Origin of the sequence: Streptomyces prunicolor NBRC 13075, from assembly GCF_000367365.1 — a bacterium.
In the GTDB taxonomy this organism is placed as follows: Bacteria; Actinomycetota; Actinomycetes; order Streptomycetales; family Streptomycetaceae; genus Streptomyces; species Streptomyces prunicolor.
Genome location: NZ_BARF01000156.1, coordinates 1 through 24928, shown reverse-complemented (window position 1 = coordinate 24928; position 24928 = coordinate 1). Strand labels below are relative to the sequence as shown.

Annotated in this window: 23 protein-coding genes; 17 read left to right on the top strand and 6 right to left on the bottom strand. The window is 70.0% G+C overall.

Features of this window, described 5'->3' with window-relative positions:
- The first annotated feature begins 5 nt into the window (after positions 1 to 5).
- From SPR02S_RS53175 to SPR02S_RS61490, 11 genes are all read left to right on the top strand, one after another.
- Positions 6 to 974: a carbohydrate ABC transporter permease gene (locus SPR02S_RS53175; RefSeq protein ID WP_019065214.1), complete on the top strand. Its 969-nt coding sequence runs from the start codon at positions 6 to 8 to the stop codon at positions 972 to 974.
- Between the two features lie 2 nt (positions 975 to 976).
- A complete protein-coding gene (locus tag SPR02S_RS53170; protein WP_019065213.1) occupies positions 977 to 1870 on the top strand; it encodes a carbohydrate ABC transporter permease in 894 nt (297 codons plus the stop codon).
- A gap of 6 nt (positions 1871 to 1876) precedes the next feature.
- On the top strand, positions 1877 to 3142 hold the full coding sequence (locus SPR02S_RS53165; protein WP_019065212.1) for a 6-phospho-beta-glucosidase: 1266 nt from the start codon (positions 1877 to 1879) through the stop codon (positions 3140 to 3142).
- Positions 3133 to 4104 carry an N-acetylglucosamine kinase gene (locus SPR02S_RS53160; protein WP_019065211.1) on the top strand — a complete coding sequence of 324 codons (972 nt, stop codon included), beginning with the start codon at positions 3133 to 3135 and terminating at the stop codon, positions 4102 to 4104. The genes SPR02S_RS53165 and SPR02S_RS53160 overlap by 10 nt, the downstream gene beginning before the upstream one ends.
- 185 nt (positions 4105 to 4289) lie before the next feature.
- Positions 4290 to 5735: a GlnX family signal transduction membrane protein gene (locus SPR02S_RS53155; RefSeq protein WP_019065210.1), complete on the top strand. Its 1446-nt coding sequence runs from the start codon at positions 4290 to 4292 to the stop codon at positions 5733 to 5735.
- A 14-nt stretch (positions 5736 to 5749) separates the two neighbouring features.
- A complete protein-coding gene (locus SPR02S_RS53150) occupies positions 5750 to 6817 on the top strand; it encodes a glutamate ABC transporter substrate-binding protein (RefSeq protein ID WP_052347221.1) in 1068 nt (355 codons plus the stop codon).
- 98 nt (positions 6818 to 6915) lie between these two features.
- Entirely contained in the window at positions 6916 to 8217 is a 1302-nt protein-coding gene (locus SPR02S_RS53145) for a hypothetical protein (protein ID WP_019065208.1), read from the top strand.
- A gap of 26 nt (positions 8218 to 8243) precedes the next feature.
- Complete coding sequence (locus SPR02S_RS53140) at positions 8244 to 10802, top strand: serine/threonine-protein kinase (RefSeq protein WP_026151717.1); 2559 nt, start codon at positions 8244 to 8246, stop codon at positions 10800 to 10802.
- Positions 10803 to 12146, top strand: a complete 1344-nt coding sequence (locus SPR02S_RS53135; protein ID WP_019065206.1) for a PP2C family protein-serine/threonine phosphatase — start codon at positions 10803 to 10805, stop codon at positions 12144 to 12146. It begins immediately after the preceding gene.
- Positions 12147 to 12245: 99 nt separating this feature from the next.
- Positions 12246 to 13592 (top strand): vWA domain-containing protein, encoded by a 1347-nt coding sequence (locus SPR02S_RS53130; protein WP_019065205.1) that lies wholly within the window; start codon positions 12246 to 12248, stop codon positions 13590 to 13592.
- A 61-nt stretch (positions 13593 to 13653) separates the two neighbouring features.
- Positions 13654 to 15579: an FHA domain-containing protein gene (locus tag SPR02S_RS61490; RefSeq protein ID WP_078623293.1), complete on the top strand. Its 1926-nt coding sequence runs from the start codon at positions 13654 to 13656 to the stop codon at positions 15577 to 15579.
- A 101-nt stretch (positions 15580 to 15680) separates the two neighbouring features.
- Here the strand turns inward: SPR02S_RS61490 and SPR02S_RS53120 are convergent, their stop codons facing one another.
- Complete coding sequence (locus SPR02S_RS53120) at positions 15681 to 16646, bottom strand: methyltransferase domain-containing protein (protein WP_019065203.1); 966 nt, start codon at positions 16644 to 16646, stop codon at positions 15681 to 15683.
- Between the two features lie 85 nt (positions 16647 to 16731).
- Between SPR02S_RS53120 and SPR02S_RS53115 the strand changes: the two genes are divergently transcribed.
- The gene (locus SPR02S_RS53115; protein WP_019065202.1) at positions 16732 to 17136 is read left to right on the top strand and encodes a globin; all 405 of its coding nucleotides are present in this window, start codon (positions 16732 to 16734) and stop codon (positions 17134 to 17136) included.
- Positions 17137 to 17207: 71 nt separating this feature from the next.
- Here SPR02S_RS53115 and SPR02S_RS53110 read toward each other — a convergent pair whose 3' ends face one another.
- The 5 genes from SPR02S_RS53110 to SPR02S_RS53090 form a co-directional block, all read right to left on the bottom strand.
- Positions 17208 to 17876: a DUF8185 domain-containing protein gene (locus SPR02S_RS53110; protein ID WP_019065201.1), complete on the bottom strand. Its 669-nt coding sequence runs from the start codon at positions 17874 to 17876 to the stop codon at positions 17208 to 17210.
- Positions 17873 to 18286, bottom strand: coding sequence for an acyl-CoA thioesterase (locus tag SPR02S_RS53105; RefSeq protein WP_026151716.1), 414 nt, complete (start codon positions 18284 to 18286; stop codon positions 17873 to 17875). Before SPR02S_RS53105 ends, SPR02S_RS53110 begins: the two co-directional genes overlap by 4 nt.
- Before the next feature lie 5 nt (positions 18287 to 18291).
- Positions 18292 to 19956, bottom strand: coding sequence for an energy-dependent translational throttle protein EttA (ettA, locus tag SPR02S_RS53100; protein WP_019065199.1), 1665 nt, complete (start codon positions 19954 to 19956; stop codon positions 18292 to 18294).
- A 292-nt stretch (positions 19957 to 20248) separates the two neighbouring features.
- Entirely contained in the window at positions 20249 to 20797 is a 549-nt protein-coding gene (locus SPR02S_RS53095) for a UTRA domain-containing protein (protein WP_019065198.1), read from the bottom strand.
- Positions 20798 to 20811: 14 nt separating this feature from the next.
- Complete coding sequence (locus SPR02S_RS53090) at positions 20812 to 21588, bottom strand: GntR family transcriptional regulator (RefSeq protein WP_019065197.1); 777 nt, start codon at positions 21586 to 21588, stop codon at positions 20812 to 20814.
- Positions 21589 to 22230: 642 nt separating this feature from the next.
- Here SPR02S_RS53090 and SPR02S_RS53085 point away from each other — a divergent pair.
- From SPR02S_RS53085 to SPR02S_RS53065, 5 genes are read left to right on the top strand one after another with little or no spacing between them, the layout of a single operon-like run.
- The gene (locus tag SPR02S_RS53085) at positions 22231 to 22497 is read left to right on the top strand and encodes a DUF6284 family protein (RefSeq protein ID WP_019065196.1); all 267 of its coding nucleotides are present in this window, start codon (positions 22231 to 22233) and stop codon (positions 22495 to 22497) included.
- Entirely contained in the window at positions 22494 to 22943 is a 450-nt protein-coding gene (locus SPR02S_RS53080; protein ID WP_019065195.1) for a Pycsar system effector family protein, read from the top strand. The genes SPR02S_RS53085 and SPR02S_RS53080 overlap by 4 nt, the downstream gene beginning before the upstream one ends.
- Positions 22940 to 23611, top strand: a complete 672-nt coding sequence (locus SPR02S_RS53075) for a GGDEF domain-containing protein (RefSeq protein WP_019065194.1) — start codon at positions 22940 to 22942, stop codon at positions 23609 to 23611. The genes SPR02S_RS53080 and SPR02S_RS53075 overlap by 4 nt, the downstream gene beginning before the upstream one ends.
- Positions 23611 to 24528: a DUF2637 domain-containing protein gene (locus SPR02S_RS53070; protein WP_019065193.1), complete on the top strand. Its 918-nt coding sequence runs from the start codon at positions 23611 to 23613 to the stop codon at positions 24526 to 24528. Before SPR02S_RS53075 ends, SPR02S_RS53070 begins: the two co-directional genes overlap by 1 nt.
- A complete protein-coding gene (locus SPR02S_RS53065; RefSeq protein WP_019065192.1) occupies positions 24528 to 24926 on the top strand; it encodes an RRQRL motif-containing zinc-binding protein in 399 nt (132 codons plus the stop codon). Before SPR02S_RS53070 ends, SPR02S_RS53065 begins: the two co-directional genes overlap by 1 nt.
- The last annotated feature ends 2 nt before the right edge of the window (positions 24927 to 24928 follow it).

The following is a 24928-nucleotide window of genomic DNA, read 5'->3' as shown; positions in this document are numbered from 1 at the left end:
CCGGAATGAGCACAGTCACCCTGGCGAAGAAGCGCCGCCCGCCCGGCCTCGCCGCGAAACAGCGGAAACAGGCCCTTCGCACCCTCGCCTTCATGTCGCCCTGGCTGATCGGCTTCGCGGTCTTCTTCGCGTATCCGCTGATCTCGACGGTCTATTTCTCGTTCATGCACTACGACGGCTTCAAGCCGCCGACGTGGGTGGGGACGAAGAACTGGACGTACGTCTTCAAGAACTATCCGTACTTCTGGCCCGCGATGCGCAACACGCTGTGGCTGGTCGTGGTGATGGTCAGCCTCCGGGTCGTATTCGGCCTGGGTGTCGGGCTGTTGATCACCAAGATCAAGACGGCGACCGGCGTCTTCCGGACCCTCTTCTATCTGCCGTATCTCGCGCCGCCGGTCGCCGCGACGATGGCCTTCGCGTTCCTCCTCAACCCCGGTACCGGGCCCGTGAATTCGCTCCTGGAGAAGGTCGGCATCCCGGCCCCGGGCTGGTTCAACGACCCCACCTGGTCCAAGCCGGCGCTCACCCTGCTCGCCCTCTGGGGCATCGGCGACCTGATGGTCATCTTCATGGCCGCGCTGCTCGACGTACCCCAAGAGCAGTACGAGGCGGCCGAGTTGGACGGCGCCTCGGCCTGGCAGCGGTTCCGGTACGTCACGCTGCCGAACATCTCGCCGATCGTGATGTTCGCCGTCGTCACCGGCGTGATCCAGACCATGCAGTACTACACACAGCCCCTCATCGCCGGGAAGGTCGCGTCCGGCGTCATCCAGGGCGCCGGCACGCAGTTCGAGCCCGGCTACCCGGAGAAGTCCACGCTCACCCTCCCCCAGCTCGTCTACAACCTCGGCTTCCAGCGCTTCGACTACGGCTCGGCCTGCGTGGTGGCACTCGTCCTGTTCGCCCTGTCGATGGTGTTCACCGCGTTCCTGATGCGGCGCCGGGGCGGCCTCAACCTGGCAGGTGACTGACCATGGCCCAAGTACTCGACAAGCCCGTGGAGTTGAGGGCGCCGGTGACCCCCGCCGAGCGCACCGCCCGCCGCAAGGCGCTGATGGAGTGGATCGCGGTCCACTCGCTCGGCGTCGCCGCCGCGCTCTTCTTCACGCTCCCCTTCGTGTTCGTGTTCCTGACCTCGCTGATGAGCGACAGCCAGGCCCTGAGCCGCGACCTGATCCCGCACACCTGGGAGTGGGGCAACTACAAGAAGGTCTTCGACACCCCGGGCTTCCTCACCTGGTGGAAGAACACACTGATCTACGCCGGTCTCGGCACCGTCCTGACCGTCGTGTCGTCGATCCCGGTGGCGTACGCGCTCGCCAAGTTCCGCTTCCGGGGCCGGAATCTGTCGCTGATGCTGGTCATCTCGATGATGATGCTGCCGCCGCAGGTCGTGATCATCCCCATGTACCTGTTCTGGGCCAAGCAGTTGGACCTCTCGGGCACCCTGTGGCCGCTCATCATCCCGATGGCGTTCGGGGATGCCTTCTCGATCTTTCTCCTCCGGCAGTTCCTGATGACCATCCCGAACGAGTACCTGGACGCGGCGAAGGTCGACGGCTGCGGCGAGTTCAAGACGCTCGTGCGGGTCGTGCTGCCGATGGCCAAGCCCGGTATCGCGGCCGTGGCGCTCTTCCAGTTCTTCTACGCCTGGAACGACTACTTCGGGCCGCAGATCTACGCGTCCGAGAACCCCGGTGCCTGGACGCTGAGTTACGGCCTGGAGTCGTTCAAGGGCGCGCACCACACCGACTGGAATCTCACCATGGCCGCGACCGTGCTGGTCATGGCCCCTGTGATCCTCGTGTTCTTCTTCGCGCAGAAGGCGTTCGTCGAGGGCGTCACGCTCACCGGAGTGAAGGGTTAACCAGGTATGAAACTGACCGTGGTCGGCGGAGGCTCGACCTACACACCCGAACTCATCGACGGCTTCGCCCGGTTGAGGGACACCCTGCCCGTCGAGGAACTCGTCCTCGTCGACCCGGCGCCCGAACGCCTGGAGCTGGTGGGCGGGTTGGCCCGCCGGATCTTCGCCAAGCAGGGGCACCCCGGCAAGATCGTCACGACCAGCGACCTGGACGCCGGTGTCGAGGGCGCCGACGCCGTGCTGCTCCAGCTCCGGGTCGGCGGGCAGGCGGCCCGCGAGCAGGACGAGACCTGGCCGCTGGAGTGCGGCTGCGTCGGCCAGGAGACGACCGGCGCGGGCGGCCTCGCCAAGGCGCTGCGGACCGTACCGGTCGTTCTCGACATCGCGGAACGGGTCCGCCGTACGAACCCGGACGCCTGGATCATCGACTTCACCAACCCGGTGGGGATCGTGACCCGCGCCCTGCTCCAGGCCGGCCACAAGGCGGTCGGCCTGTGCAACGTGGCGATCGGTTTCCAGCGGAAGTTCGCCGGACTCCTCGGGGTCACCCCGACCGATGTGCACCTCGACCATGTGGGCCTCAACCACCTCACGTGGGAGACCGGTGTGCGGCTCGGCGGTCCCGAGGGCGAGAACGTGCTGCCCAAGCTGCTCGGCGAACACGGCGACGACATCGCCGCCGACCTGAGCCTGCCCCGGGTGCTGCTCGACCGGCTCGGCGTCGTCCCGTCGTACTACCTGCGCTACTTCTACGCGCACGACGAGGTCGTACGGGAACTGCGGACGAAGCCGTCCCGGGCCTCCCAAGTGGCCGAGATGGAACGTGAGTTGCTGAAGATGTACGCCGATCCGGCCCTCGACGAGAAGCCCGCGCTGCTCGCCAAGCGCGGCGGGGCCTATTACTCGGAGGCGGCCGTCGACCTGGCCGCCTCATTGCTCGGCGGAGGCGGGAGCCCCTATCAAGTCGTGAACACGTACAACAAGGGCACGCTGCCGTTCCTGCCGGACGACGCGGTGATCGAGGTGCAGGCCGCCGTCGGCGCCAAGGGCGCGACTCCCCTTGCCGTGGCGGAAGTTGATCCGCTGTACGCCGGGTTGATGGCGAACGTGACGGCATACGAGGACCTCGCCCTGGAGGCCGCGCTGCGCGGGGGCCGGGACCGGGTGTTCCGGGCGCTGCTCTCGCATCCCCTGATCGGCCAGTACGAGTACGCCGAAGCCCTGACCGACCAGCTGATCGCGCACAACCGGGAGCACCTCGCGTGGGCCTGACCGCAAGTGTCCTCGCCATCGACGCGGGCAACAGCAAGACCGACGTCGCGGTCGTGGCGGCCGACGGGGAAGTCCTCGCCACCGCCCGCGGCGGCGGGTTCCGGCCGCCGGTCGTGGGCATCGGGACGGCCGTGGACAAGGTCGCCGAGGCCGTCGCCCGCGCCTTCGCGGAGGCAGGGGTGAGCGCGGTCGACCATGTGTCGGCCTGTCTCGCCAACGCCGACTTCCCCGTGGAGGAGGAGCAGTTGGCGACCGCGCTGCACGCGCGCGCGTGGGGCACGAGTGTGGAGGTGCGCAACGACACGTTCGCGATCCTGCGGGCCGGCATCACCGAGCCGCGCGGAGTCGCCGTGGTCTGCGGGGCCGGCATCAACTGCGTCGGCATGCGGCCCGACGGCCGCACCGCCCGCTTCCCGGCGATCGGCCGTATCTCCGGTGACTGGGGCGGCGGTTGGGGCCTGGCGGAGGAGGCCCTGTGGCACGCGGCCCGGGCGGAGGACGGGCGCGGCGGTCCTACGGCGCTGGCGCGCACGCTGCCCGCGTACTTCGGCCTGGATTCGATGTACGACCTGATCGAGGCGCTGCATCTCGAACACGTCGAGCACCACCGGCGGCACGAGTTGACACCTGTGTTGTTCGCGACGGCGGTGGACGGCGACCCGGTGGCCCGCTCGATCGTGGACCGGATGGCGGAGGAGGTCGTGGCGATGGCGAGGGTCGCGCTGAGCCGCCTGGAGCTGCTCGACGAGGAGGCGCCGGTGCTGCTCGGCGGCAGCGTCCTCGCCGCCCGGCATCCCCAACTGGACGACCGTATAAGGGAGTTGCTGGCCGCCAAGGCGCCCAAGGCGGTGGCGACGGTCGTCACCGCGCGGCCGGTCCTCGGGTCCGTGCTGCTGGGCCTGGACCACGTGGGCGCCCCGGCCGAGGCACACGCGCGGGCCAGGGCGTACTACGAGCACTGACGCCCGGGAACCGAACAGATTCCCACGGCGTATTCATGGACAGGGGGGCGGTGCGGGGCGTTGTGTGGTGCCGGAAATCCGGTCACCGCGCTGCGATCCGATCAAGATCCAGTGAAGACCGGTGCGGAATGTCAGTCCTGGCGGCGATACTTGCGGCGACGGGATGACCCTGGGGGAGGTCAGCAGTGACACAACCGCCGAAGAGCAGTACGGCGCCACCGGGCACCGCCGTGCCCACGATGCCGGCGCTGCCGCCGCAGTCGGGCCGCTCGGGGGCGCCCACGCCCCGGCGTACGCCGGACGCGACGCCCGCGCGCCGTACGGCGCTCGCCGAGGGCGTCGACCAGTTGCGCGCGGCAGCCACCACCGAGCCGGGCCGGCTGCGGGCCATCGGCGCGCTGCTGGCCGTGCTGGTGGTCGCGTTCGGCGCGGTCGCCGCCTGGCAGACCGACAGCCGCGCGACGGCGGCCGGCGACGTGCTCCACCACAGCCAGCCGCTCAGCTCCGACGCGGCCGACATATACCGATCGCTCGCCGACGCCAACACGATGGCGGCCAGCGGTTATCTGGCGGGCCTGGACGAGACCCCGGCGACCCGCACGCAGTACGAGAAGGACGTGCGCAACGCCGCCTCCAAGCTCGTCACCGCGGCCGCCAACGCCGACCCGGGCTCGTCGTCCGCGACCTACATCAAGCAGCTCAACGAACTGCTGCCGGAGTACAAGGGCCTGGTCGAGTCGGCCCGCGCCAACAACCGGCAGGGCTTCCCGGTGGGCGGCGCCTATCTGCGCGCCGCGAACGACACCATGCAGAACCAGATGCTCCCGAAGGCCCAGGACCTCTACAAGAACGAGAACGAGCGGCTGAGCGCCGACTACGGGAACGCGACGCCGTATCCGTGGTTCGCGATCGCCCTCGGTCTCCTCGCCCTCGGCGGCCTGACCTGGGCTCAGCGGCGCAACTACCAGCGCACGAACCGGGTGTTGAACGGCGGCCTGGTCGCCGCCTCGGCCGCCACCGCGGTCGTCCTGCTGTGGGTGGTCGTCGGCCACACCGTCGCCCGCGCGGGCCTCAACGACTCGTACGACCACGGGGTCAAGTCGCTCACCGTGCTGCACGACGCCCGCATCGCCTCCCTCAAGGCGCGCAGCGACGAGAACCTCATCCTGGTCAGCCGCGGCTCGGAGACGACGACCCTCCCGGACAAGCAGGTCGTGGACACCTACGACTGGGGATACGACCAGCAGATCGCCGCGCTGGGCAAGGGCCTGAAACTGGCCGACTCGCTCGCCGACGACTCCGCGGGCCGCAAGCCCGTCGCGGTCGCCAACAGCTCGATGAAGGTGTGGATCTCGCGCCACGCGAAGGTCAGCGAGAACAACGAGCTGGGCAAGTACGACGATGCCCGCGAGGGTGTCATCGGCGCGAAGGACGCGACGGCCGAGTGCTTCAACTCCGTGGACGCCTCGCTGAATTCGGCTCTGATACAAGAGACGAAGGAGTTCCAGCAGTCCGCGGGCGACGGCCTGGACGCGATGACCGGCCTGACCGTCGGGGCCGCGGTGCTCGCGGCGCTCGGCGCGGCCGGCGCCGTACTGGGCATCGGGCGCAGGCTGTCGGAGTACCGGTGAAAGGGGGCGGGACGATGCGAGCACGGAGTGACCTTTTTCGCCGGCTGAGCGCTGTACGACGTGTGCGGGCCGGTCTGCGGGGCTGGGGCGGGGTGGGTGCGATGGCGGTCGTCTGCGTCCTCGCGGTCGCCTTCGTGCTGCTGCTGCCGCTCACCCAGTCACGCGGCGAGGCCGGTGCAGACCTCGGCGGACAGCAGACGGTCCAGGGCACCCAGGCCAGGGCACCCAAGTGCGACGAGGCCACCGTCCAGGACCAGAGCCCGTCCCCGTCGGACGCGGACGGCACCACGATCGACGCGATCAAGACCCGCGGCTATCTGAACGTGGGCGTCGACCAGAACAGCTACAGCTGGGGATACCGCAATCCCAACGGCTCCTCCGGTGCGCTGGAGGGCTTCGACATCGACGTGGTCACCGCCATCGCCAAGAACATCTTCGGCAGCTCCTACAGCCCCGAGAAGGTCCGGTTCCGGGCCATACCGACCGACCAGCGCATCCCCGCGATCCAGAAGAAGACCGTCGACATGGTGGTCCGCACCATGACGATCAACTGCGAGCGCGCCGCGAAAGTCGCCTTCTCCGCCCCGTACTTCGTCACCGGCCAGCAGGTCCTCGCCCCGAAGGTGTCGACGATCACCGGCCACAACGACACCCTCGCCGACAAGAAGGTCTGCTCGGCGAAGGGCTCCACGGCGTACGAGCGGCTGGACGCGGACAAGACGGCGCACACGCTGCCCGCGAGCGTCGACATCAAGGACACCGTCCCCAACCAGCTCGACTGCCTGGTGAAGCTCCAACTCGGCGAGACGGACGCGGTGGTGACCGACGGCGCGCTCGCCGCGAGCCTGGCCGCGCAGGACCCGACGGTGGAGCTGAAGGGCGCCGCCTTCACCACCGAGTACTACGGCGTGGCGATGAACCTGAACGCCACCGACCTGGTCCGCCGGGTCAACCGGGTACTGGAGACCTACCGCACCAGCACCGGCCCCGACGGCTGGCACGCGTCCTACACGAAATGGCTGCTGCCCACCCTGCGGGCGGACTCGAAGTCGGCCGACCCGCCCACCCCGCACTACAAGTGACGGACCGTCAATTACCGAACGACACAACGGACTTCCACGGAACACAACGCAGCGAGAGGTGATCGATGGGCGGCGTCACGGGACCCCCCGGGCCGGTAATGGACCGGGACGAGGTGGACCGTGCGCTGGCGCGGCTCGGCGCGGAGCACGAGGCCATCGAGACCTCGCTCCTCGCCCTCCAGGACCACGCGGGCCGCAGACTCCTCGAAGGCGCCGAGCTGACCGGCACGACCAAGGAGCGCTGGGCGTCCACGGACGCGTCGATCACGCTGCTGTGGGCGTACTTCGACGCCTACACGGACGCGTTCCACGCCGCCCAGAGCATCCGCTCGCGGCGCCGCTGGTCCAGCCGTGAGGACCTGGTCGAGTTGACCGAGCTGCTGCGCGGCGAGTCCGTCACGGTCGCCGGTTCCACCACGGCGACGGCCAACATGCCGACGCTGACCGGCGGTTCGAGCAAGCTGAGCCACCAGTTCTCGCTGAACTCGCTCGTCGACGAGATGAACGACCTGTACGCGAACTCGCTGGACATGGTCGTCACCTCCGACGCGGTGTGGTCGGCGCTGCCCGCCCGGATCGATTTACTGGCCGCCGAGTTGCAGCGCACCCGCCAGCTCGCCCACTCCGTCGGCGTCCGCCCTGGCGAACACCCGGCGGGCGACGACCTGGAGCGCATCACCCGCGTCCTGACCGACCTGCGCGAGCGGGTCATCTCCGACCCGCTGGCCTACTGGGTGCGGGCACAAGGGAGTTCGGCCCCCGGCGGCGGCCGCCCGGACACCACGGTCTACGACCGGGAGGCGCGCGCCCTGGAGGACGTGCGCCGCGAGATCGACGCCGTGCTCACCGTCCGGCAGGACGCGGAGGCGCGGCTGGTGAAGCTGCGGGACGTGCTCTCCCGCGCGGACCGCACGCTCGCCGAGGCACGCACCGCGCGCGGTGAGGTCCTCGCGAAGATCGCCGCCACGGAGGTGCCGGCCGTCAGCGGACCGCCGACCGTGCTCCAGGAGCAGTTGTCGACGGCCGCCGAGTACCGCAGACACGCCCAGTGGCACCGCCTGTCCCCGCTCCTGGAGTCCCTGGAGCAGAAGGCGGAGGACGAACTGCTGCGCGCCCGCGAGTCGTTGACAGCGGTCACCCAGCCGCTCGCGGTCCGCGCGGAGCTGCGCGGCCGCCTCGACGCGTACAAGGCGAAGGTCGCCCGGCACGGCCTCGCGGAGGACCCGCTGCTGATCGAGCGGTACGACGCGGCCCGCCGCATGCTGTGGAGCGCGCCCTGCGATCTGCGCGTCGCCGAACAGGCGGTGCTGCGCTACCAGCACGCGGCGGCCGAGCAGTTCAACGCGCCGCGGACACAGCCGCAGGGCGGTCCCGAGGACCAGAGGGGGCCGGGCGCGTGAGTGACGAGGGAGAAGCGGGGTCGGTCATGAGTGAGACACAGCGGAAGTGTCAACGGCCGGGCTGCGAGGGCTCGTACGAGGACGTCGGCGGCGGCGAGCTGTACTGCGACACCTGCGGTCTGGCGCCGGTGGTGGCGGCTGGGGGTCCCCCCTCTGGGGGAGGGGCGATCGGCTCACCGCCCACCGGGATGACCAGCGGCAAGGGCTCGCGGGGTGCGGGCAGCGCCAGTTCCCGTACCAGCAGCCGCAGTTCGCGTACGTCGTCGCAGTCGGCGAAGTCCCGGCGCTCGGTGTCGGGGCGGCTCTCGCGCTCGGAGTCGGGCCGCTCCACGGGCCGTTCGGTGTCGGTGCGCAGCTCGGGTTCGTCGTCGGGGACCTCCAGCCGGGGCCGGCTCGGGGTCGGTCTGGTGCAGGTGCCGGGGGTGCCGCGGCCCGACCCGCGCGAGATGGTCCTGGAGAACCCGGAGGTGCCCGAGCGCAAGCGGTTCTGCTCGCGCTCGGACTGCGGTGCGCCGGTGGGGCGTTCCCGCGGCGACAGCCCGGGGCGCACGGAGGGTTTCTGCACCAAGTGCGGCAACCCGTACTCGTTCACGCCCAAGCTGGAAGCCGGCGACATCGTGCACGGCCAGTACGAGACCGTGGGCTGTCTCGCGCACGGCGGCCTCGGCTGGGTCTATCTCGCCGTGGACCGCGCGGTCTCCGACCGCTGGGTGGTCCTCAAGGGCCTCCTCGACACCGGCGACCAGGACGCGATGGAGGCCGCGATCTCCGAGCGGCGCTTCCTCGCCGAGATCGAGCACGCCAACATCGTGCGGATCTACAACTTCGTGGAGCACCTCGACCAGCGGACGGGTTCGCTGGACGGGTACATCGTCATGGAGTACGTCGGCGGCAAGTCCCTCAAGGAGATCGCCAACGACCGCCGTACAGAGAGCGGGAAGCGCGATCCGCTGCCGGTGGAGCAGGCCTGCGCGTACGGCATCGAGGCCCTGGAGGCGCTCGGCCACCTGCACAGCCGCAACCTGCTGTACTGCGACTTCAAGGTCGACAACGCGATCCAGACCGAGGACCAGCTCAAGCTGATCGACATGGGCGCGGTGCGCAGGATGGACGACGACGAGTCGGCCATCTACGGCACGGTGGGCTATCAGGCGCCGGAGGTCGCGGAGGTCGGCCCGTCGGTGGCGAGCGACCTGTACACGGTCGCCCGCACCCTCGCGGTGATGACCTTCGACTTCCAGGGCTACACGAACATCTTCGTGGACTCCCTGCCCGACCCGGACAACATCGAGGTCTTCCGCCGCTACGAGTCGTTCTACCGGCTCCTGGTCCGCGCCACCGACCCCGACCCGGCCCGCCGCTTCGCCTCCGCGCAGGAGATGGCCGAGCAGCTGACGGGCGTCCTGCGCGAGGTCGTCTCACTCCAGACCGGCCGGGCCCGCCCGGCGCTGTCCACCCTGTTCGGCCCCGAACTCAAGGTCACGGACACGGAGTTGTTCCCCAAGCTGGACGGGGACGTGTCCCTGCTGGGGGCGAGAGCGGCGCAGCCGCCGAAGCGGACCTCAAGTGCCCGCACCGGCACGGCGCTTGCCGAACGGCCCACCGGCGGCCCGGTGCTGACCGCGCTGAACGGCAGCGCGCCGAGCACCGTCAAGCAGGTCGACTCCCCCGCCGTGGCCCTCGCGCTGCCCGTTCCGCACGTCGACCCGACCGACCCCAACGCGGGCTTCCTGGCGGGCCTGATGGCGACCGCGGCGACCGAACTGCTCGGCGCGCTCGCATCCGCGCCGTCGCCGTCCGTGGAGACCCGGCTGCGGCAGATCCGGGCCTGGCTGGAGAACGGCGACTCGTACACCGCGCTGGACGCCCTGGCGAAGCTGGAGGACGAGCGGCCCGACGACTGGCGGGTGGTCTGGTACACGGGCGTGGCCGCGCTGTCGACCCGTGACTACGAGGCCGCCGCGCTGTCCTTCGACGCGATCTACGACGCCTTCCCGGGCGAGCCCGCGCCGAAGCTGGCGCTGGGCCTGTGCGCCGAGGTGCTGGGGCAGCTGGACAACGCGGCGGAGTACTACCGGCTGGTGTGGTCGACCGACCCGAGCTATGTGAGCGCGGCCTTCGGCCTGGCCCGCGTCCAGTTCGCGACCGGCGACCGGCCGGGCGCCGTACGGACGCTGGAGTCGGTGCCCGAGGCGTCCATCCACTACACGGCCGCGCGTGTGGCCGCCGTACGGGCGCGGCTTCGGGAGCGGGCCGCGACGGCCGACGACACGCCGTTCCTGGACGATCTGACCGCGGCCGCCGGACAGGTGGAAGCGCTGGAGGGATACGGTCTGGACGCCGTCCGGCGCGAGCGGTTGTCGGCCGAGGTCCTCGGCCGCGCCCTCGACTGGATACTCTCCGGAGGCCAGGGTTCCGTACCGCTCACGCGGCGGGAGCTGCTCGGCAGCGAGCTGGACGAGCGGGGACTCCGCTTCGGCCTGGAGCGTTCGTACCGCACGCTGGCCCGGCTGGCACGGGACGGCGAGGAGAGGATCGACCTGGTGGAACGAGCCAACCGTTACCGCCCCCGGACGTGGGTGTAGTTGATGTCGCAGATGCCCCAGCTCGCCGCCTGCCCGAGCTGCGAAGAGCCGCTCGAATCGGGTGACCGCTTCTGCGGTGCGTGCGGATACGACCTGTCCGCCGTGCCCGCGCCGCCGGACGACCACCCGACGCTCACCATGAACGGCGCGGTGCCGCTCCCACCCGAGGAGGCAGCGGACGTGAACTGGCCCGTGGTACCCCAGCCGGAGGGCGCCGAGACCTCGCCGACGGTCCATCTGCCCACCGACCTGGCCGGCACCGACTCGGGCGGCACCCCCCTGCCGTCCAACGCCCCGCTGCCGCCCACCGGTTCGCCGGTCTCCCCGGCCACGGGCGTACGGTTCGACCGGCCGCCGGAGCCCGACGAGTACCCGCTGCAGGCGCCGGACCCGCGGGTCGCCGCCGATCCGCCGACCGCGGGCGAGGGCGTCAAGGTGTGCGTGGCCTGCCGCTCGGGCCGGGTGGACCCGGACGGCTACTGCGAGAACTGCGGGCACGCCCAGCCCCGCGAACGCGACCACATGGAAGAGGAGTTGGGCCCGCTCGCGGCGGTCAGCGACCGCGGGCTGCGGCACCATCGCAACGAGGACGCCTTCGCCGTAGGACAGTGCCTGCTGCCCGACGGGGCGCCCGCGCTGGTCGCGGTCGTGTGTGACGGGGTGTCGTCGGCGACGCGTCCCGACGCGGCCTCGCTGGCCGCCTCGCGGCAGGCCGGTGAGGCGTTGCTGGCCGCGCTGCCGCAGGGCACGCATCCGCAGGCGGCGATGCACGAGGCGATCATCGCGGCCTCGCACGCGGTCAACTCCCTTGCCCAGGAGCCCGCGACGGCCCGCGAGCACGCCCCGCACCAGAACGCGCCGGCCTGCACCCTGGTCGCCTCCATCGTCACCCCGACCCTCCTGGTCGTCGGCTGGGTCGGCGACAGCCGCGCCTACTGGATCCCGGTGGACCGCAGTTCACCGCCGGCCCGGCTCACCGAGGACGACTCGTGGGCGGCCCAGATGGTCGCCGCGGGCCTGATGAACGAGGCGGAGGCCTACGCCGACGAGCGCGCCCACGCGATCACCGGCTGGCTCGGCGCGGACGCGTACGAACTGGAGCCGCACACGGCTTCCTTCAAGCCGGACCGGCCGGGTGTAGTGGTGGTGTGCACGGACGGACTGTGGAACTACGCGGAGTCCGCCGAGGAGATGGCCGAGGTCGTCCCCCCCGACGCCATGGTCCGCCCGCTGCACAGTGCCCAGGTCCTGGTCGGCCACGCGCTGGACGGCGGGGGCCACGACAACGTAACAGTGGCCGTCGTGCCGTTCCCGGTACCGCCGCAAGGGGCAGTAATCGGCTGAGGCCACATTTGACGGGGACGGCCTCGGACCGGTGGGGACCGGTCCGCACATAGTCATCGCCCCATTCAGGTGGGGTACTTGAGGGGGATCAGAGTAGGCATGGCCAATTTCTCGAAGTCGAACGTGCCACAGTTCTCGGTCGACGTGTACCAGAACGAGTACCTGCCGGAGGGCGGTCGCGAGGTCAACGCGATCGTCACGGTGACCTCGACCGGCGGCGGCACCATCGGGAGCCCGGTCGCGGCGCCCCATCTGTACTCGGCCGGGCAGGGCCCGGACGCGGCCGTGGCGATCATGGTCGACTGTTCGGGGTCGATGGACTACCCGCCGACCAAGATGCGCAACGCCCGCGACGCCACGGCCGCCGCGATCGACACCCTGCGCGACGGGGTGCACTTCGCGGTGATCGGCGGCACGCATGTCGCCAAGGAGGTCTATCCGGGCGGCGGGGCGCTCGCGGTGGCCGACTCCCGGACCCGGGACCAGGCCAAGCACGCGCTGCGCAAGCTGAGCGCGGGCGGCGGTACGGCGATCGGCACCTGGCTGCGGCTCGCCGACCGGCTGCTGTCCTCGGCGGACGTCTCCATACGCCACGGCATCCTGCTGACCGACGGCCGCAACGAGCACGAGGCGCCGGAGGACCTGAAGGCGTCCCTCGGCTCCTGCGCCGGACGTTTCACCTGTGACGCGCGGGGCGTCGGCACCGACTGGGAAGTGAAAGAAGTCACAGGGATCGCCTCCGCGCTGCTCGGCACCGCCGACATCGTCGCCGACCCGGCCGCGCTCTCCGCCGACTTCACGAAGATGATGGAGACGGCGATGGGCAAGGGGGTCGCGGACGTCGCGCTGCGGCTGTGGACGCCGGTGGGCACGGCCATCAAATTCGTCAAGCAAGTCGCGCCCAGGGTCGAGGAGTTGACCGACCGCCGCACCGAAGCGGGCCCCCGCGCCGGGGACTACCCCACCGGGTCCTGGGGAGACGAGTCCCGTGACTACCACGTGTGCGTCGAGGTCCCCGAGGCTGGCATCGGCCAGGAGATGCTGGCCGCGCGGGTCTCGCTGGTCGTCCCGCAGCCCGACGGAAGCACCCAGAACCTGGGCGCCCAGGGCCTGGTGAAGGCCTTGTGGACCGACGACATGGTGGCCTCCACGTCCATCAATCCGCAGGTAGCGCACTACACCGGCCAGGCCGAACTGGCGCAAGTCATCCAACAAGGCCTCGATCTCCGCAAATCGGGTGATGTCGATGGAGCAACGGCCAAACTGGGACGGGCCGTTCAGCTCGCCAGCGTCTCCGGAAACGCGGATACTGCGAAACTGCTTGCGAAGGTGGTGGACGTGGTCGATGCCGCGGCGGGTACTGTGCGACTGAAGGCGAAGGTCGCGGAGGCCGACGAGATGACTCTCGAGACACGGTCCACAAAGACTGTTCGTGTAAAGAAGTGACCTAACCAGCACCACTCCGTGAGACCGAGAACGACCCTGTGCGAAAGGGGGACGCGCCGACATGCCGACCTGCCCGAACGGACACCAGTCGGGTTCCGACGACTGGTGCGAGGTCTGCGGTCACCGCATGGCCGGTGCCGTGCCCCCGCCCCCTCCCCCGCCCCCCGGCGGCGGCTACGGCTTCCCGCCGCCCGCGCCCGGCCGCGGCCCGTCCGCCGAGGCGGAGCTCTGCCCGCAGTGCCGCACACCCCGCGAGGGCGGTGCGCCGTTCTGCGAGGAGTGCCGGTGGAACTTCCTCACGAACACGGCGACGTCGTACACCCCGGCCGCGCCGCGCCCCTCGACGCCCGGACCGGGCCCCGGCCCGAGCCCGGCGTCCCGCTTCCAGCAGCAGCCTCCGCCGCCCGGTCCGGGTCCCGGTCCGTCGTACGGCAGTGACCCCTACGAGTACCAGGGGTCGCGGCCGTCGCAGATGAACCGGCCGGCTGAGCCCATACCTCCGTTCGGCAGTGACCCGGCGGGACGACCTGGGGCGCCTGGCGGTCCCGGTGGACCTGGTGGATCCGCTGGTCCTGGTGGGCCGAACGGTCCCGGTGCCTTCGGTGGCGAACGGCAGGGTGGGCCCGGTGCACCGGGTGGTCCGGGCTCGCAGGGGTTCGGTAACGAGCGGCAGGGTGGGCCCGGCGGACCTGGTGGCCCCGGTGGTCCCGGCTCGCAGGGCTTCGGCAATGAGCGGCAAGGTGGGCCCGGCGGTCCTGGTGGACCCGGCTCGCAAGGCTTCGGCAACGAGCGCCCGGGCGGTCCCGGTGGACCCGGTGGCCAGGGCTCCCAAGGCTTTGGTGGCGAACGCCAAGGCGGACCCGGTGGCCAGGGTGGTCCCGGCGGTCCGGGCGCACAAGGTTTCGGCAACGAGCGGCAAGGTGGGCCCGGCGGCCCCGGCGGCTCGCAGGGCTTCGGTGGTGAGCGTCAGGGTGGCGGTCCCGCGCCCTTCGGCGGCAACGACCCGTCCGGCCCGCCGCGGACGTTCGGCAACGAGGCCTCCGGCTCGCCCTCGCCCTTCGGCAACGAGGCGCCCGGCCGGCCCAATCCGTTCGGCAACGAGCAACCCCCGGGTCCCGGCGGCCAGTTCGGCAACGAGCGCCCCGGCCAGGGTGAGTTCGGCGGGGGCCGCCCCGGTGCCTTCGGCGGCGAGCGGCAGGGTCCGCCCGGACCGTTCGGCAACGAGCCCTCGAACCCGCAGGGTCCCTCGGGCTTCGGCCCCGACCCCTCGCGGCCGATCCCGCCGCCGCCCGGACCTACGCCCCCCGCGGGCCCCGGCGCGACCAGCGGCGCTCCGCAAGCCTTCCAGCAGTCCGCGCCGCCGGCCCCGCCCGGGTTCCCGCAGGAGACGAACCGTCCGCAGCAGGGCGGCCCGTCCTTCGGCGGCGGTGACGACGACTGGGTGATCTCCCCGCCGACCCCCGGCTCCCCGGGCGGTCCCGGTGGCCCCGGCGGTCCCGGTCAGGGTGGTGGCTACGGCTATCCGCAGCCCGGTTCCACCCAGGCCCCGCCCCCGCCGCGTCCGGCGTACCAGCAGCAGCCGACGACGTGGATGGCGACGATCGGGCCGGACCGCGAGTACTTCATGGCGATGATGCAGCGCTCGGGACCGGAGGCCGCGGGGCTCAATCTGCCCGCGTACTCGCCCGAGCAGCAGCGGCAGCTCACCGGCAACCAGATCACCATCGGCCGGCGTCGGCACTCCACCGGTGAGTCCCCCGACATCGACCTGTCGGTGCCGCCGGAGGATCCGGGTGTCTCGCATCAGCACGCGGTGCTGGTGCAGCAGCCGGACGGGAGTTGGGCGGTTGTCGACCAGAACTCGACGAACGGTACGACGGTGAATGGTGGCGAGGAGCCTATTCAGCCGTTTGTGCCGGTGCCGTTGCAGGATGGGGATCGGGTGCATGTGGGGGCTTGGACGACGATCACTGTCCGGCGGGGTTAGGCGTCGGCGCCAGCTGGAATTGCCGCGATGGGTTCTTGGTCGTCTGCGGGCCCGTCGTGGCTGGTCGCGCAGTTCCCCGCGCCCCTTTCGGGGCGCTGTAGTCAGCGGAGAGGCCAGGCGTGCGAGCCCTCCGGGGCGTCTAGCCATGCCCATGCCTGCTCGTCGGCGAGCGTGATGCCGTAGCGCTCTCGGCCTGGTCTTCCTTCTTGCTCCCACAGGTCACGGGCGTCCTGCGGAGCAAGCGTGCCGTGGGTGAGAGTGAGCAGGAAGCGGAGTAGTTCGTGGTCGCCGGGGCGGTGCGGGATCTCGCCCTGTACGGCGGGCTCGGTGCCGCGTAGGGGGACGAAGTACGCGGCCGTGTTCAGGAAGGTGCCCTCGGCGTGGGTCGCGTCGTGGACGGTGAGGGCGATCAGGCCGGTGGCCAGGGGGGCCAGGATGCGGGCGCCGGGGCTGCACTGGGCTGGCCAGGCTCGCGGGATCGATGTCAGGGCGCAGGTCGCGATGATCCGGTCGTAGGGGGCGTGCTCGGGGACTCCTCGGGAGCCGTCGCCGGTGACCACGGTCGGGCGGTATCCGGCGGCGGAGAGGTGGGTGCGCGCTGACTCGGTGATCTCCGGTTCCAGGTCGACGGTGGTGATCAGGGCGTCGCCGAGACGGTGGGCTAGCAACGCCGCGTTATAGCCCGTCCCTGCGCCGATCTCCAGGACCCGGGCGCCGTCCGCGACCCGCAGTTCGGCCAGCATCCGCGCCATCAGCGAGGGCTGGCTGCTCGACGACACCAGCTCGCCGTCCCGCAACCGCGTGGCGAGCGGTACGTCGGCGTACACCCCGCGCAGCCAGCGCTCCCGGGTGCGCGGGTCGGGGCTGCCGCCCCACAGCCGCTCGTAGCCGCCCTCGGCACCGACGTAGTAGTACGGCACGAAGAGATGCCGCGGCACCGACGCGAACGCCGCTCGCCACCCCGGGTCCGCGTCCCAGGCGCCGCTCAGCCCGATCGACCGCACCAGTTCCGCCCGCGCGGCGACGGCGACGGCGTCCAGGTCTTTGTCGAGAGCGTGCGCGCTCATACGTCCACTGTCCTGCCGTAGGGGCCGGGAGGCGAGCGGTCGTAGGTCCGAAGTCCTCCGTCGCCCGGTCTGAGACCATGGGAGCGTGACAGAGATTCGGCGCGGCACGCTTCAGGAGCAGACCTTCTACGAGCAGGTCGGCGGGGAGGAGACCTTCCGCCGCCTCGTCCACCGTTTCTACGAGGGCGTCGCCGGGGACCCGCTGCTGAGGCCCATGTATCCGGAGGAGGACCTGGGCCCGGCCGAGGAGCGCTTCGCCCTCTTCCTGATGCAGTACTGGGGCGGCCCGACGACGTACAGCGACAACCGCGGCCACCCGCGGCTGCGGATGCGCCACGCCCCGTTCCAGGTGGACCAGGCCGCGCACGACGCGTGGCTGAAGCACATGCGGGTCGCCGTCGACGAGCTCGGGCTGTCCGAGGAGCACGAGCACACGTTGTGGAACTACCTGACGTACGCCGCCGCCTCGATGGTGAACACGGCGGGCTGAGCCACGGCGGGCTGAACTCCCTTTACCGTGCGGGGAGTTCGACTTACCGTGCGGGGAGTTCGGCGGCGCGCTCAGCGCACGCTGACGCCCAGCGTCCCAACTCCCGCCCTGCGTACGGCGATCGAGCCGTACGGCGTGCGCAGCCGTAGCCACGCGCCCGACGAGAAGAGGACCGACTCGCCGCCGGGGCGCAGGAATCCGAGTGACTGGGCCGCGTGGACCGCGCGTACCGGCAGTGAGGTGTCGCCGACCGTGCGGGACCAGATCTCCCGCCCGACGCGGTCGAGTTCGGCGCGCGTGCGGGTCTCGGGGGTCAACTCCTGGGTGCGGGAGCGGAATTCGGCGACTCCGGCGGCGATCATCCCGCGCAGTGCCTGCGGGCCGGGGAGGCCGGACTCGGGGGTCCAGCCGCCGCGGGGTGGCAGCACTCCGGCCCACGGCGGGCCGGTCACCGCGGCCGGTACGCCGGCCGTGGCTGCCAACTCGTCGAGGGTTTCCAGGAGTTCACCGGCAGAGACGGTCACGTCGAGGGTGACGTCGAGGCCGTTCTCGTACGGCTTGGCGAGGCGTACCGCGCGGACGGCGAGGACCTCGAAGGACGGTGGACGCCCGAAGACGGCGAGGGCCGTGCCGGCCGCCTGGAGGCGGACCGCGGCGCCGCGGTCGTAGTGGAGCAGCCGGGAGAGGAAGGCCGCGAAGTCCGCCGTCTCCCCTTCGTCGGCGAGGTGGAGGACCGTCATGCGGCTACGGCCTCGTCCTCGGCGTCGTCCCGGTATTCCTCCAGGAACTCCCGTTCCTCGGCGGTGATCCGGCGCGGGCGTTGTGCCGCGAAGTCGAACGGGACGACGACCGTGGAGGCGCGGACGTAGATCTGGTCGCCGTCCTTCACCTCGTAGGTGATGGTGAAGGACGCCGCCCTGATCTCGGTGATCCAGAGCTCGATGTCCACCGGTGTGTGCCGGTGGACGAGCTGGCGTTTGTAGTCGATCTCGTGGCGCGACACCACCGAGCCCTGCTGGAAGTCCTTCTCCGGGCGGAACAGGAAGTCGATACGGGCTTCCTCCAGGTAGCGGAGGAAGACCACGTTGTTGACGTGGCCGTACGCGTCCATGTCCGCCCAGCGCAGCGGGCAACGGTAGATGTGGCGCAAGAAGATCAGCCCCGGGTCAGCTTCTTGTAGGTGGCGCGGTGCGGACGCGCCGCGTCCGCACCGAGTCGCTCGACCTTGTTCTTCTCGTACGACTCGAAGTTGCCCTCGAACCAGTACCACTTCGACTCGCCCTCGTACGCGAGGATGTGCGTCGCGACCCGGTCCAGGAACCAGCGGTCGTGGGAGATGACCACGGCCGCACCGGGGAACTCGAGCAGCGCGTTCTCCAGCGACGACAGGGTCTCCACGTCGAGGTCGTTGGTGGGCTCGTCGAGGAGCAGCAGGTTGCCGCCCTCCTTGAGGGTCAGCGCCAGGTTCAGGCGGTTGCGCTCACCACCGGAGAGGACACCGGCCGGCTTCTGCTGGTCCGGGCCCTTGAAGCCGAAGGCGGACACATAGGCCCGCGACGGCATCTCGACCTGGCCGACGTTGATGTAGTCGAGCTCGTCGGAGACGACGGCCCACAGCGACTTCTTGGGGTCGATGTTGGCGCGGCTCTGGTCGACGTAACTGATCTTGACGGTGTCGCCGACCTTGATGGAGCCGGAGTCCGGGGTCTCAAGGCCCTGGATCATCTTGAACAGCGTGGTCTTGCCCGCGCCGTTGGGACCGATGACCCCGACGATGCCGTTACGCGGCAGCGTGAAGCTCAGGTCGTCGATGAGGACCTTGTCGCCGAACGCCTTGGAGAGGTTCTGGACCTCTACGACGATCGAGCCCAGACGCGGGCCCGGCGGGATCTGGATCTCCTCGAAGTCCAGCTTCCGCATCTTGTCGGCCTCGGCCGCCATCTCCTCGTAACGGGCGAGGCGCGCCTTGGACTTGGTCTGACGGCCCTTGGCGTTGGAGCGAACCCACTCCAACTCCTCCTTGAGCCGCTTCTGGCGCTTCTCGTCCTTGCGGCCCTCGACCTTGAGGCGGGTGGACTTCTTGTCGAGGTACGTGGAGTAGTTGCCCTCGTAGGGAATCGCACGGCCGCGGTCCAGTTCGAGGATCCACTCGGCGACGTTGTTCAGGAAGTACCGGTCGTGCGTCACGGCGACGACGGCGCCCGCGTACTTCGTGAGGTGCTGCTCCAGCCAGTTCACCGACTCGGCGTCGAGGTGGTTGGTGGGCTCGTCGAGGAGGAGCAGGTCCGGGGCTTCGATCAGCAGCTTGCAGAGCGCGACGCGGCGCTTCTCACCGCCGGAGAGGTTGACGACCGGCCAGTCGCCGGGCGGGCAGCCCAGCGCGTCCATGGCCTGCTCCAGCTGCCCGTCGAGGTCCCAGGCGTTGGCGTGGTCCAAGTCTTCCTGGAGCTTGCCCATCTCGTCCATCAGCGCGTCCGAGTAGTCGGTCGCCATCAGCTCGGCGACCTCGTTGAAGCGCTTGAGCTTGCCCATGATCTCGGCAGCGCCGTCCTGGACGTTCTCCAGGACGGTCTTGGTCTCGTCCAGCTCCGGCTCCTGCATGAGGATGCCGACACTGAAACCGGGCGTCAGGAACGCGTCACCGTTGGAGGGCTGCTCGAGCCCCGCCATGATCTTGAGAACGGTGGACTTACCGGCACCGTTCGGCCCGACCACACCGATCTTCGCGCCGGGCAGGAAGCTCAGCGTCACGTCGTCAAGGATGACCTTGTCGCCGTGCGCCTTGCGCGTCTTGCGCATGGTGTAGATGTACTCAGCCAAGAGAAACCGTCCGGCAGCTTGAAATCTGGAGTGGGCAGATGTAGTCCATCTTGCCTGACCCCTGGCCCCCGTGGGAAACCCGTATGGTCCAGCGCTCTGACCAGCGGCGCGGCGGTCGGGCCTGTGCCCGGTATCCGTCGTCATCTGTCGTCGTTTGTCGTCGTTGGCCACCCTCGGACGGCCCACAGACGGCCCCGGAGAGCATGTGTGACCTGCTACGACGCGAGATCCGGAAGGGCAGAAACAGCGACGGACCGCACCGTTCGGTGCGGTCCGTCGCCATGGGCAGGGTTCAGCTGAGGGGCGGGCTGTAGCGCAGGACCCAGCCGGGGCTAGGGCGGTGCACGGTGACCTCCACGGCACGGCTGGCCTTGGTGTATCCGGTGTGCGTGATCTGAAGCAGGTTGCTACCGACCTCAACCCCGAACGCCTCCGCTTCGATCGAGGTCGCCGGGTACAGAGTGACCTCCTCAATCGCTTCGGTCTGCTCGAACCCAGCGTCACGCATCCGGCTGATGATGCCGCCAAGCCCGGGGTCGGGGTTCTCAACCCCGGCGGCCTCCGCCACGTCCACAGGCACGTACGAGTCGGCAAGCTGGACCAGGCGGTCACCGTCGTACATGTGCCGGGCTCGGATCACGGTCTGCTCGGAGGTCTCGATGCCGAGAAGCTCAGCCACGTGGGCGGGCGCCGTGTCGCGACGGATCGCGGTTTCCACACGAGGAGTCCCGCCAAGTCGCTTGATCTCGGTCTCGAAGGCGCCACGGCTTTCGCCGGCCTCCCGGCGGGCGGTGCGGTAGCGCTCTGTGGCGTCACGGACGATGGCGGTGTTGCTGCTCACTTCGGTCTTTCCTCTCAGGCGGTGGGCTGGTCGATGGGCCACTCATAGCTGAGTGACCAAAGGGTGATGGGCATAACGTGCACGCAGACCTCCACAGCCCTGCCGCTCTCGGTCAGGCCAACATGCGTGATCTCGTAGACCAGCCTGTCGGCTGAGACGCCGAGCGACTCGGCTTCGGTCTTGCTCGGGGGCCGTACGTCGATGGACTCTCGGATGCTGGTCTGCTGGTACCCGAGTTCGGTGAGACGAGACTTGCTTCCACCGTCTCCGGTGTCCTGCTGTTCGAGCTGCGTATCGAACGCCACATCCCCAGGAAAGTACGAGGTCGCCACCTGAACCACGGTGGCGTCAGCGCGCATGACTCGCGCTCTGACCAGCGCCTTCGCGGCGTGATGGATGCCGAGAATCTCGGCAACCCGCTTCGGTGGCCGCTCCCGACTGATCACGGTTGTCGCGTTCGAGGTCATCCCCAGCCTGGCGATTTCTGCCGCGAACGCACCACGGGCGCCGGCCTCTTCCCTGGCCGACTTGATGTAGCGGCCAGTTCCGTCCCGGTGGATCTTCCCGAGGATCGGAGACACGAAGGTGCCCTCACCCCTGCGAGAAATGATCAAACCCTCGTCTTCGAGTACTCGGTACACGTCGCGCACGGTCTGGTAGGCGACGCCTTCGGATTCCTGAAGTTCTCGGACCTTGGGCAGCGCAGAGTTCGGGGGATACACCCCCTCCCGGATCTTCTTCCGAAGCTCAGCGGCGAGCCTCTGAACCTTCGGAACCTTGGTCTCCTCCACGTCTGACTCCCTCGATGTGCGACTCACGCGCCCCCAGTCTTACAGAACTAGTCCTAGAAGGATAGCCGGGATCACTGCGGGGTCGATCGGGCGAGCCTCAGACTCTCTGAACTAGTTCTATTGACGTCCACTCCAGACCGTGCCTTAATCGTCACAGCGCCCCGCAGAACTAGTTCAGCGGGGCGCTAGGGGGGGCCTTCTTTGGGCTGCTCCGACAGGGCGGAGAACGCTGCAAGACCGCCCGCTAAGGCCCAGGTGAAACAGGGTTTCGGCCCGTACTGGGGAGGTGGCCCGGCGACCGCGAGCAACGGCCGGAGTGTGGGGACTTGGTCCCCCTTGCAGTGATGTTTCCCGTCTCTTCGACCGACAGGAGTTCCGATGCTCCAACGACAGCTTTGGGTGTCGCCGTGATGGACCGGTCGGCGTCGCCTGTGTGGTAGCTCGGTCCACTTTCTTTCAGCCTCGCGGCGGCTAGCGCCGCGCCGGTTGCCTCCCTCTGCCGTTCGGGCCCGCGCTTGCGGAGTCCACACGGCAGGGGTCGAGGGGAGCCGGACATTCCGACCCCAACGGCAAGCGCCCCCGGTGCTCTAACACCGGGGGCGCGGTTCGGGCCGTTGCCACCTTGCAGGGAGAACACGACCCATGAACTCCATCGTGACTGTTCAGGAAGCTGTTACCGCGTTCGCCGAATGGCTTGAGCCCACCAACGCGGAACTGGACGCGATCGACTCCGAGATGCCCGTCATCCTGGCGGACGTCGACCTGATCGACGCGCAGATCATCACCTTGGACCGCTCCCCGAGCGAGCTGGACCAGCAGCGCATCCGCCGTGCCCGGCGCCGTCTGCTCACCGCCCGCCGTGAGCTGGCCAACCAGGGTGCCGAGGGCACGTCGGGCGGTGTGGCATGAACGCCACCACCGAACAGAACCTGACAGCCGCGCACGCTGAGGTGAAGGCGGAGATCGCGCGGACCGACAACAAGACCGCGCTGCTGCTGGCGTTCGTCGGCGCGGTCCTGGCCGGCGCCTGGACCATCGGCAGTTCCCTCCCGCTCACCCCGCCCGCCCTGGCGGTCGGTGCGCTCGGCATGGGACTGCTGCTCGCGGCTGCGGGACTGCTGCTGCGCTCGGTACGCCCCAACCTGAGCGGTCGGCACGGCTTCCCCCTGTGGGCCACCCTCACCCCCGAGCAGATCACCGACGCCGTGTCCGGTGACCTCGCCGCCGACATTGCGGGCCTGTCCCGCCTGGCGGTCGCCAAGTTCACCTGCCTGCGCCGCGCGGTCGACCTGACCCAGGCCGGCGGCGCCCTGCTCGTTCTCGCGGCGCTGATCGCGGCGGGAGGTGCGGCATGAACGCTCTCCTGACGGCTGTTTCGGCGGCGGGCCCGCTGGCCTGCGGATGGGGTGTTCACGGGCTGCTGTTGGGCCGGCGCCTGACGGCGGCTCGCCGGGACCCGTTGTCGGGCCTGTGGACCCGTGCCGCATTCGAGCGGGCGGCCCTGCGGATTCTGGGCCGTCAGATGCACACGGCGTTCATCCTGGTCGACCTGGACGGCTTCAAGGCCCTCAACGACACGGCCGGCCACGCGGCGGGGGACGCGGCGATCCGCGCCACCGCCGCGAGCCTGACCGACGCCGTGTCCGCGTACCCCGGCGCGGTCGCAGGACGGCTCGGGGGAGACGAGTTCGTGGCCGCTGTCCCGCTGCCCGGCACGCACACCCTGCCCTGGCTGCTGGACGCGCTGCATGACGCGATCACCGCCCCGTTCCGCTTCGAGGGCAGTGACCTGACGGTCGGTGTCTCTATCGGTGCCTCGCTCAGCAGCGACCTCCTTCCCGATGCCCCTCAGGGGGGTCCGGTGGCGTTGTCGCTGCTGATGCGGCTTGCGGATGAGGCCATGTACAGGGCCAAGCGCGCCGGTGGCGGTTGGTGTGACCCCGCCGCCGCCACGCCCGGCTGCACGACCACCGCCGGGCGCCGCACCGGACGGCCCGGCACCACCGGCAAGGAGGTGGCGTGATGAACTCCAAAGGCAGGAAGCTGCTCGTCGCCGCGTTGGTCGTGGTGGTCGGGATGGCGTTCCGGGTGTCGTGGAACGCGTTGCGGGATATCGCGAACGCGATCGGTGCGGATCACACCGCCGCGACCCTGTACCCGTTCGTGGTCGACGGCCTGATGGCCCTGGCCCTGGTCGCCACCCTCGTCCTCACGGGCGACGACCGGAAGTTCGCGTTGCGGGTGCTGGGCACCTACACGGGTGCCTCGCTGGTTCTCAACTACGTGCACGGCCTGGTCCCCGCGCTGCACGGGGCCACGGTCGACTGGGGACGGCTTGCCGACTGGGACCCCGCCAACTGGGCCCTGGTCCTGCTGGCCACGTCGCTTCCGGTCGGGTCGATCTACTTCGGTTCCGATCTCGTCGCGAAGGTGCTGCACCACCAGCCCGCCCCGATTCCGGCCCCGGTCGCGAATGCGGAGGAATCTACCGAGACCACAGTGAAACGGTCTACGGCTGACCTGCCGGAATCGACCCCCGCGCCGATCACCGCGTCCGCCGTGGCGAACCCGGTACGGACGCCCAATCCGGTCGCGCTCGGGTTCCTGAAGTCGGCTCTGCCGCTCAAGCCCGTACCCGCCATCGGGTCAGCCCCGGTCAACTCGATCGGGTCGACTCCCCAGCGCACGGTCACGGTCGCGGCGGCATCGACCCGCCCGCGTGCGGCAACCGGTCGGGTTCCCAACGTGGCCCGATCACCCCAACCCAAGCGCACACAGGCGCAGTTGCTCGATGAGGCCCGCAAGGCGACTGCCAACCTGCCGGACACGAAGGTGACCGCAGAAGGCATCCGCCGCGAGATCCACACCTCACCGGCCAACGCCCGCATGCTGCGCGACACGATCCGTACCGAGCGCGCCGCCGCTGTCGGGACGCCGTGATGTCCGCCGCGTTCGGCAAGTGCTACGACCCCACCGGCGCCCGCTACGGCATCCCCACCTTCCCCTGGAAGTACGCCCCCAGTGACGAGCAGTACGCCACCCGCAGGCAGTTGCGGGCGCGGGGGCTGCGTCCGGGGGGTCAGCCGATAGCGGCGCAGGTCATGCGCATCAATCGCCGTGCCGGCACGGTCCGGGTCGCCTACCTCTACCGCATCGACCTCGCGCTGCCGGTACGGCCGATGACATCGCGGAAGTGGGGCGCCCTCGCGCTGGCCATGCTGGCCCGCCAGACCTGCCCGGTCTGCAAGGTCACCTACAGCTACTGCATGCCGCGCTCCCTCGGCATGTGCGTGCTCTGCGCCTACCCCACCAACCACCCTGCTCCGGACGGGAGTTGAGT

Excerpts from the sequence above, each read along its gene's own strand:
- SPR02S_RS53075 (WP_019065194.1), top strand. The coding sequence starts at position 22,940 with ATGAACGCTCTCCTGACGGCTGTTTCGGCGGCGGGCCCGCTGGCCTGC.
- SPR02S_RS53080 (WP_019065195.1), top strand. The coding sequence starts at position 22,494 with ATGAACGCCACCACCGAACAGAACCTGACAGCCGCGCACGCTGAGGTG.
- SPR02S_RS53140 (WP_026151717.1), top strand. The coding sequence starts at position 8,244 with ATGAGTGAGACACAGCGGAAGTGTCAACGGCCGGGCTGCGAGGGCTCG.
- SPR02S_RS53170 (WP_019065213.1), top strand. The coding sequence starts at position 977 with ATGGCCCAAGTACTCGACAAGCCCGTGGAGTTGAGGGCGCCGGTGACC.
- SPR02S_RS53130 (WP_019065205.1), top strand. The coding sequence starts at position 12,246 with ATGGCCAATTTCTCGAAGTCGAACGTGCCACAGTTCTCGGTCGACGTG.
- SPR02S_RS53085 (WP_019065196.1), top strand. The coding sequence starts at position 22,231 with ATGAACTCCATCGTGACTGTTCAGGAAGCTGTTACCGCGTTCGCCGAA.
- SPR02S_RS53070 (WP_019065193.1), top strand. The coding sequence starts at position 23,611 with ATGAACTCCAAAGGCAGGAAGCTGCTCGTCGCCGCGTTGGTCGTGGTG.
- SPR02S_RS53165 (WP_019065212.1), top strand. The coding sequence starts at position 1,877 with ATGAAACTGACCGTGGTCGGCGGAGGCTCGACCTACACACCCGAACTC.
- SPR02S_RS61490 (WP_078623293.1), top strand. The coding sequence starts at position 13,654 with ATGCCGACCTGCCCGAACGGACACCAGTCGGGTTCCGACGACTGGTGC.
- SPR02S_RS53175 (WP_019065214.1), top strand. The coding sequence starts at position 6 with ATGAGCACAGTCACCCTGGCGAAGAAGCGCCGCCCGCCCGGCCTCGCC.
- SPR02S_RS53150 (WP_052347221.1), top strand. The coding sequence starts at position 5,750 with ATGCGAGCACGGAGTGACCTTTTTCGCCGGCTGAGCGCTGTACGACGT.
- SPR02S_RS53120 (WP_019065203.1), bottom strand. The coding sequence starts at position 16,646 with ATGAGCGCGCACGCTCTCGACAAAGACCTGGACGCCGTCGCCGTCGCC.
- SPR02S_RS53145 (WP_019065208.1), top strand. The coding sequence starts at position 6,916 with ATGGACCGGGACGAGGTGGACCGTGCGCTGGCGCGGCTCGGCGCGGAG.
- SPR02S_RS53110 (WP_019065201.1), bottom strand. The coding sequence starts at position 17,876 with ATGACGGTCCTCCACCTCGCCGACGAAGGGGAGACGGCGGACTTCGCG.
- SPR02S_RS53065 (WP_019065192.1), top strand. The coding sequence starts at position 24,528 with ATGTCCGCCGCGTTCGGCAAGTGCTACGACCCCACCGGCGCCCGCTAC.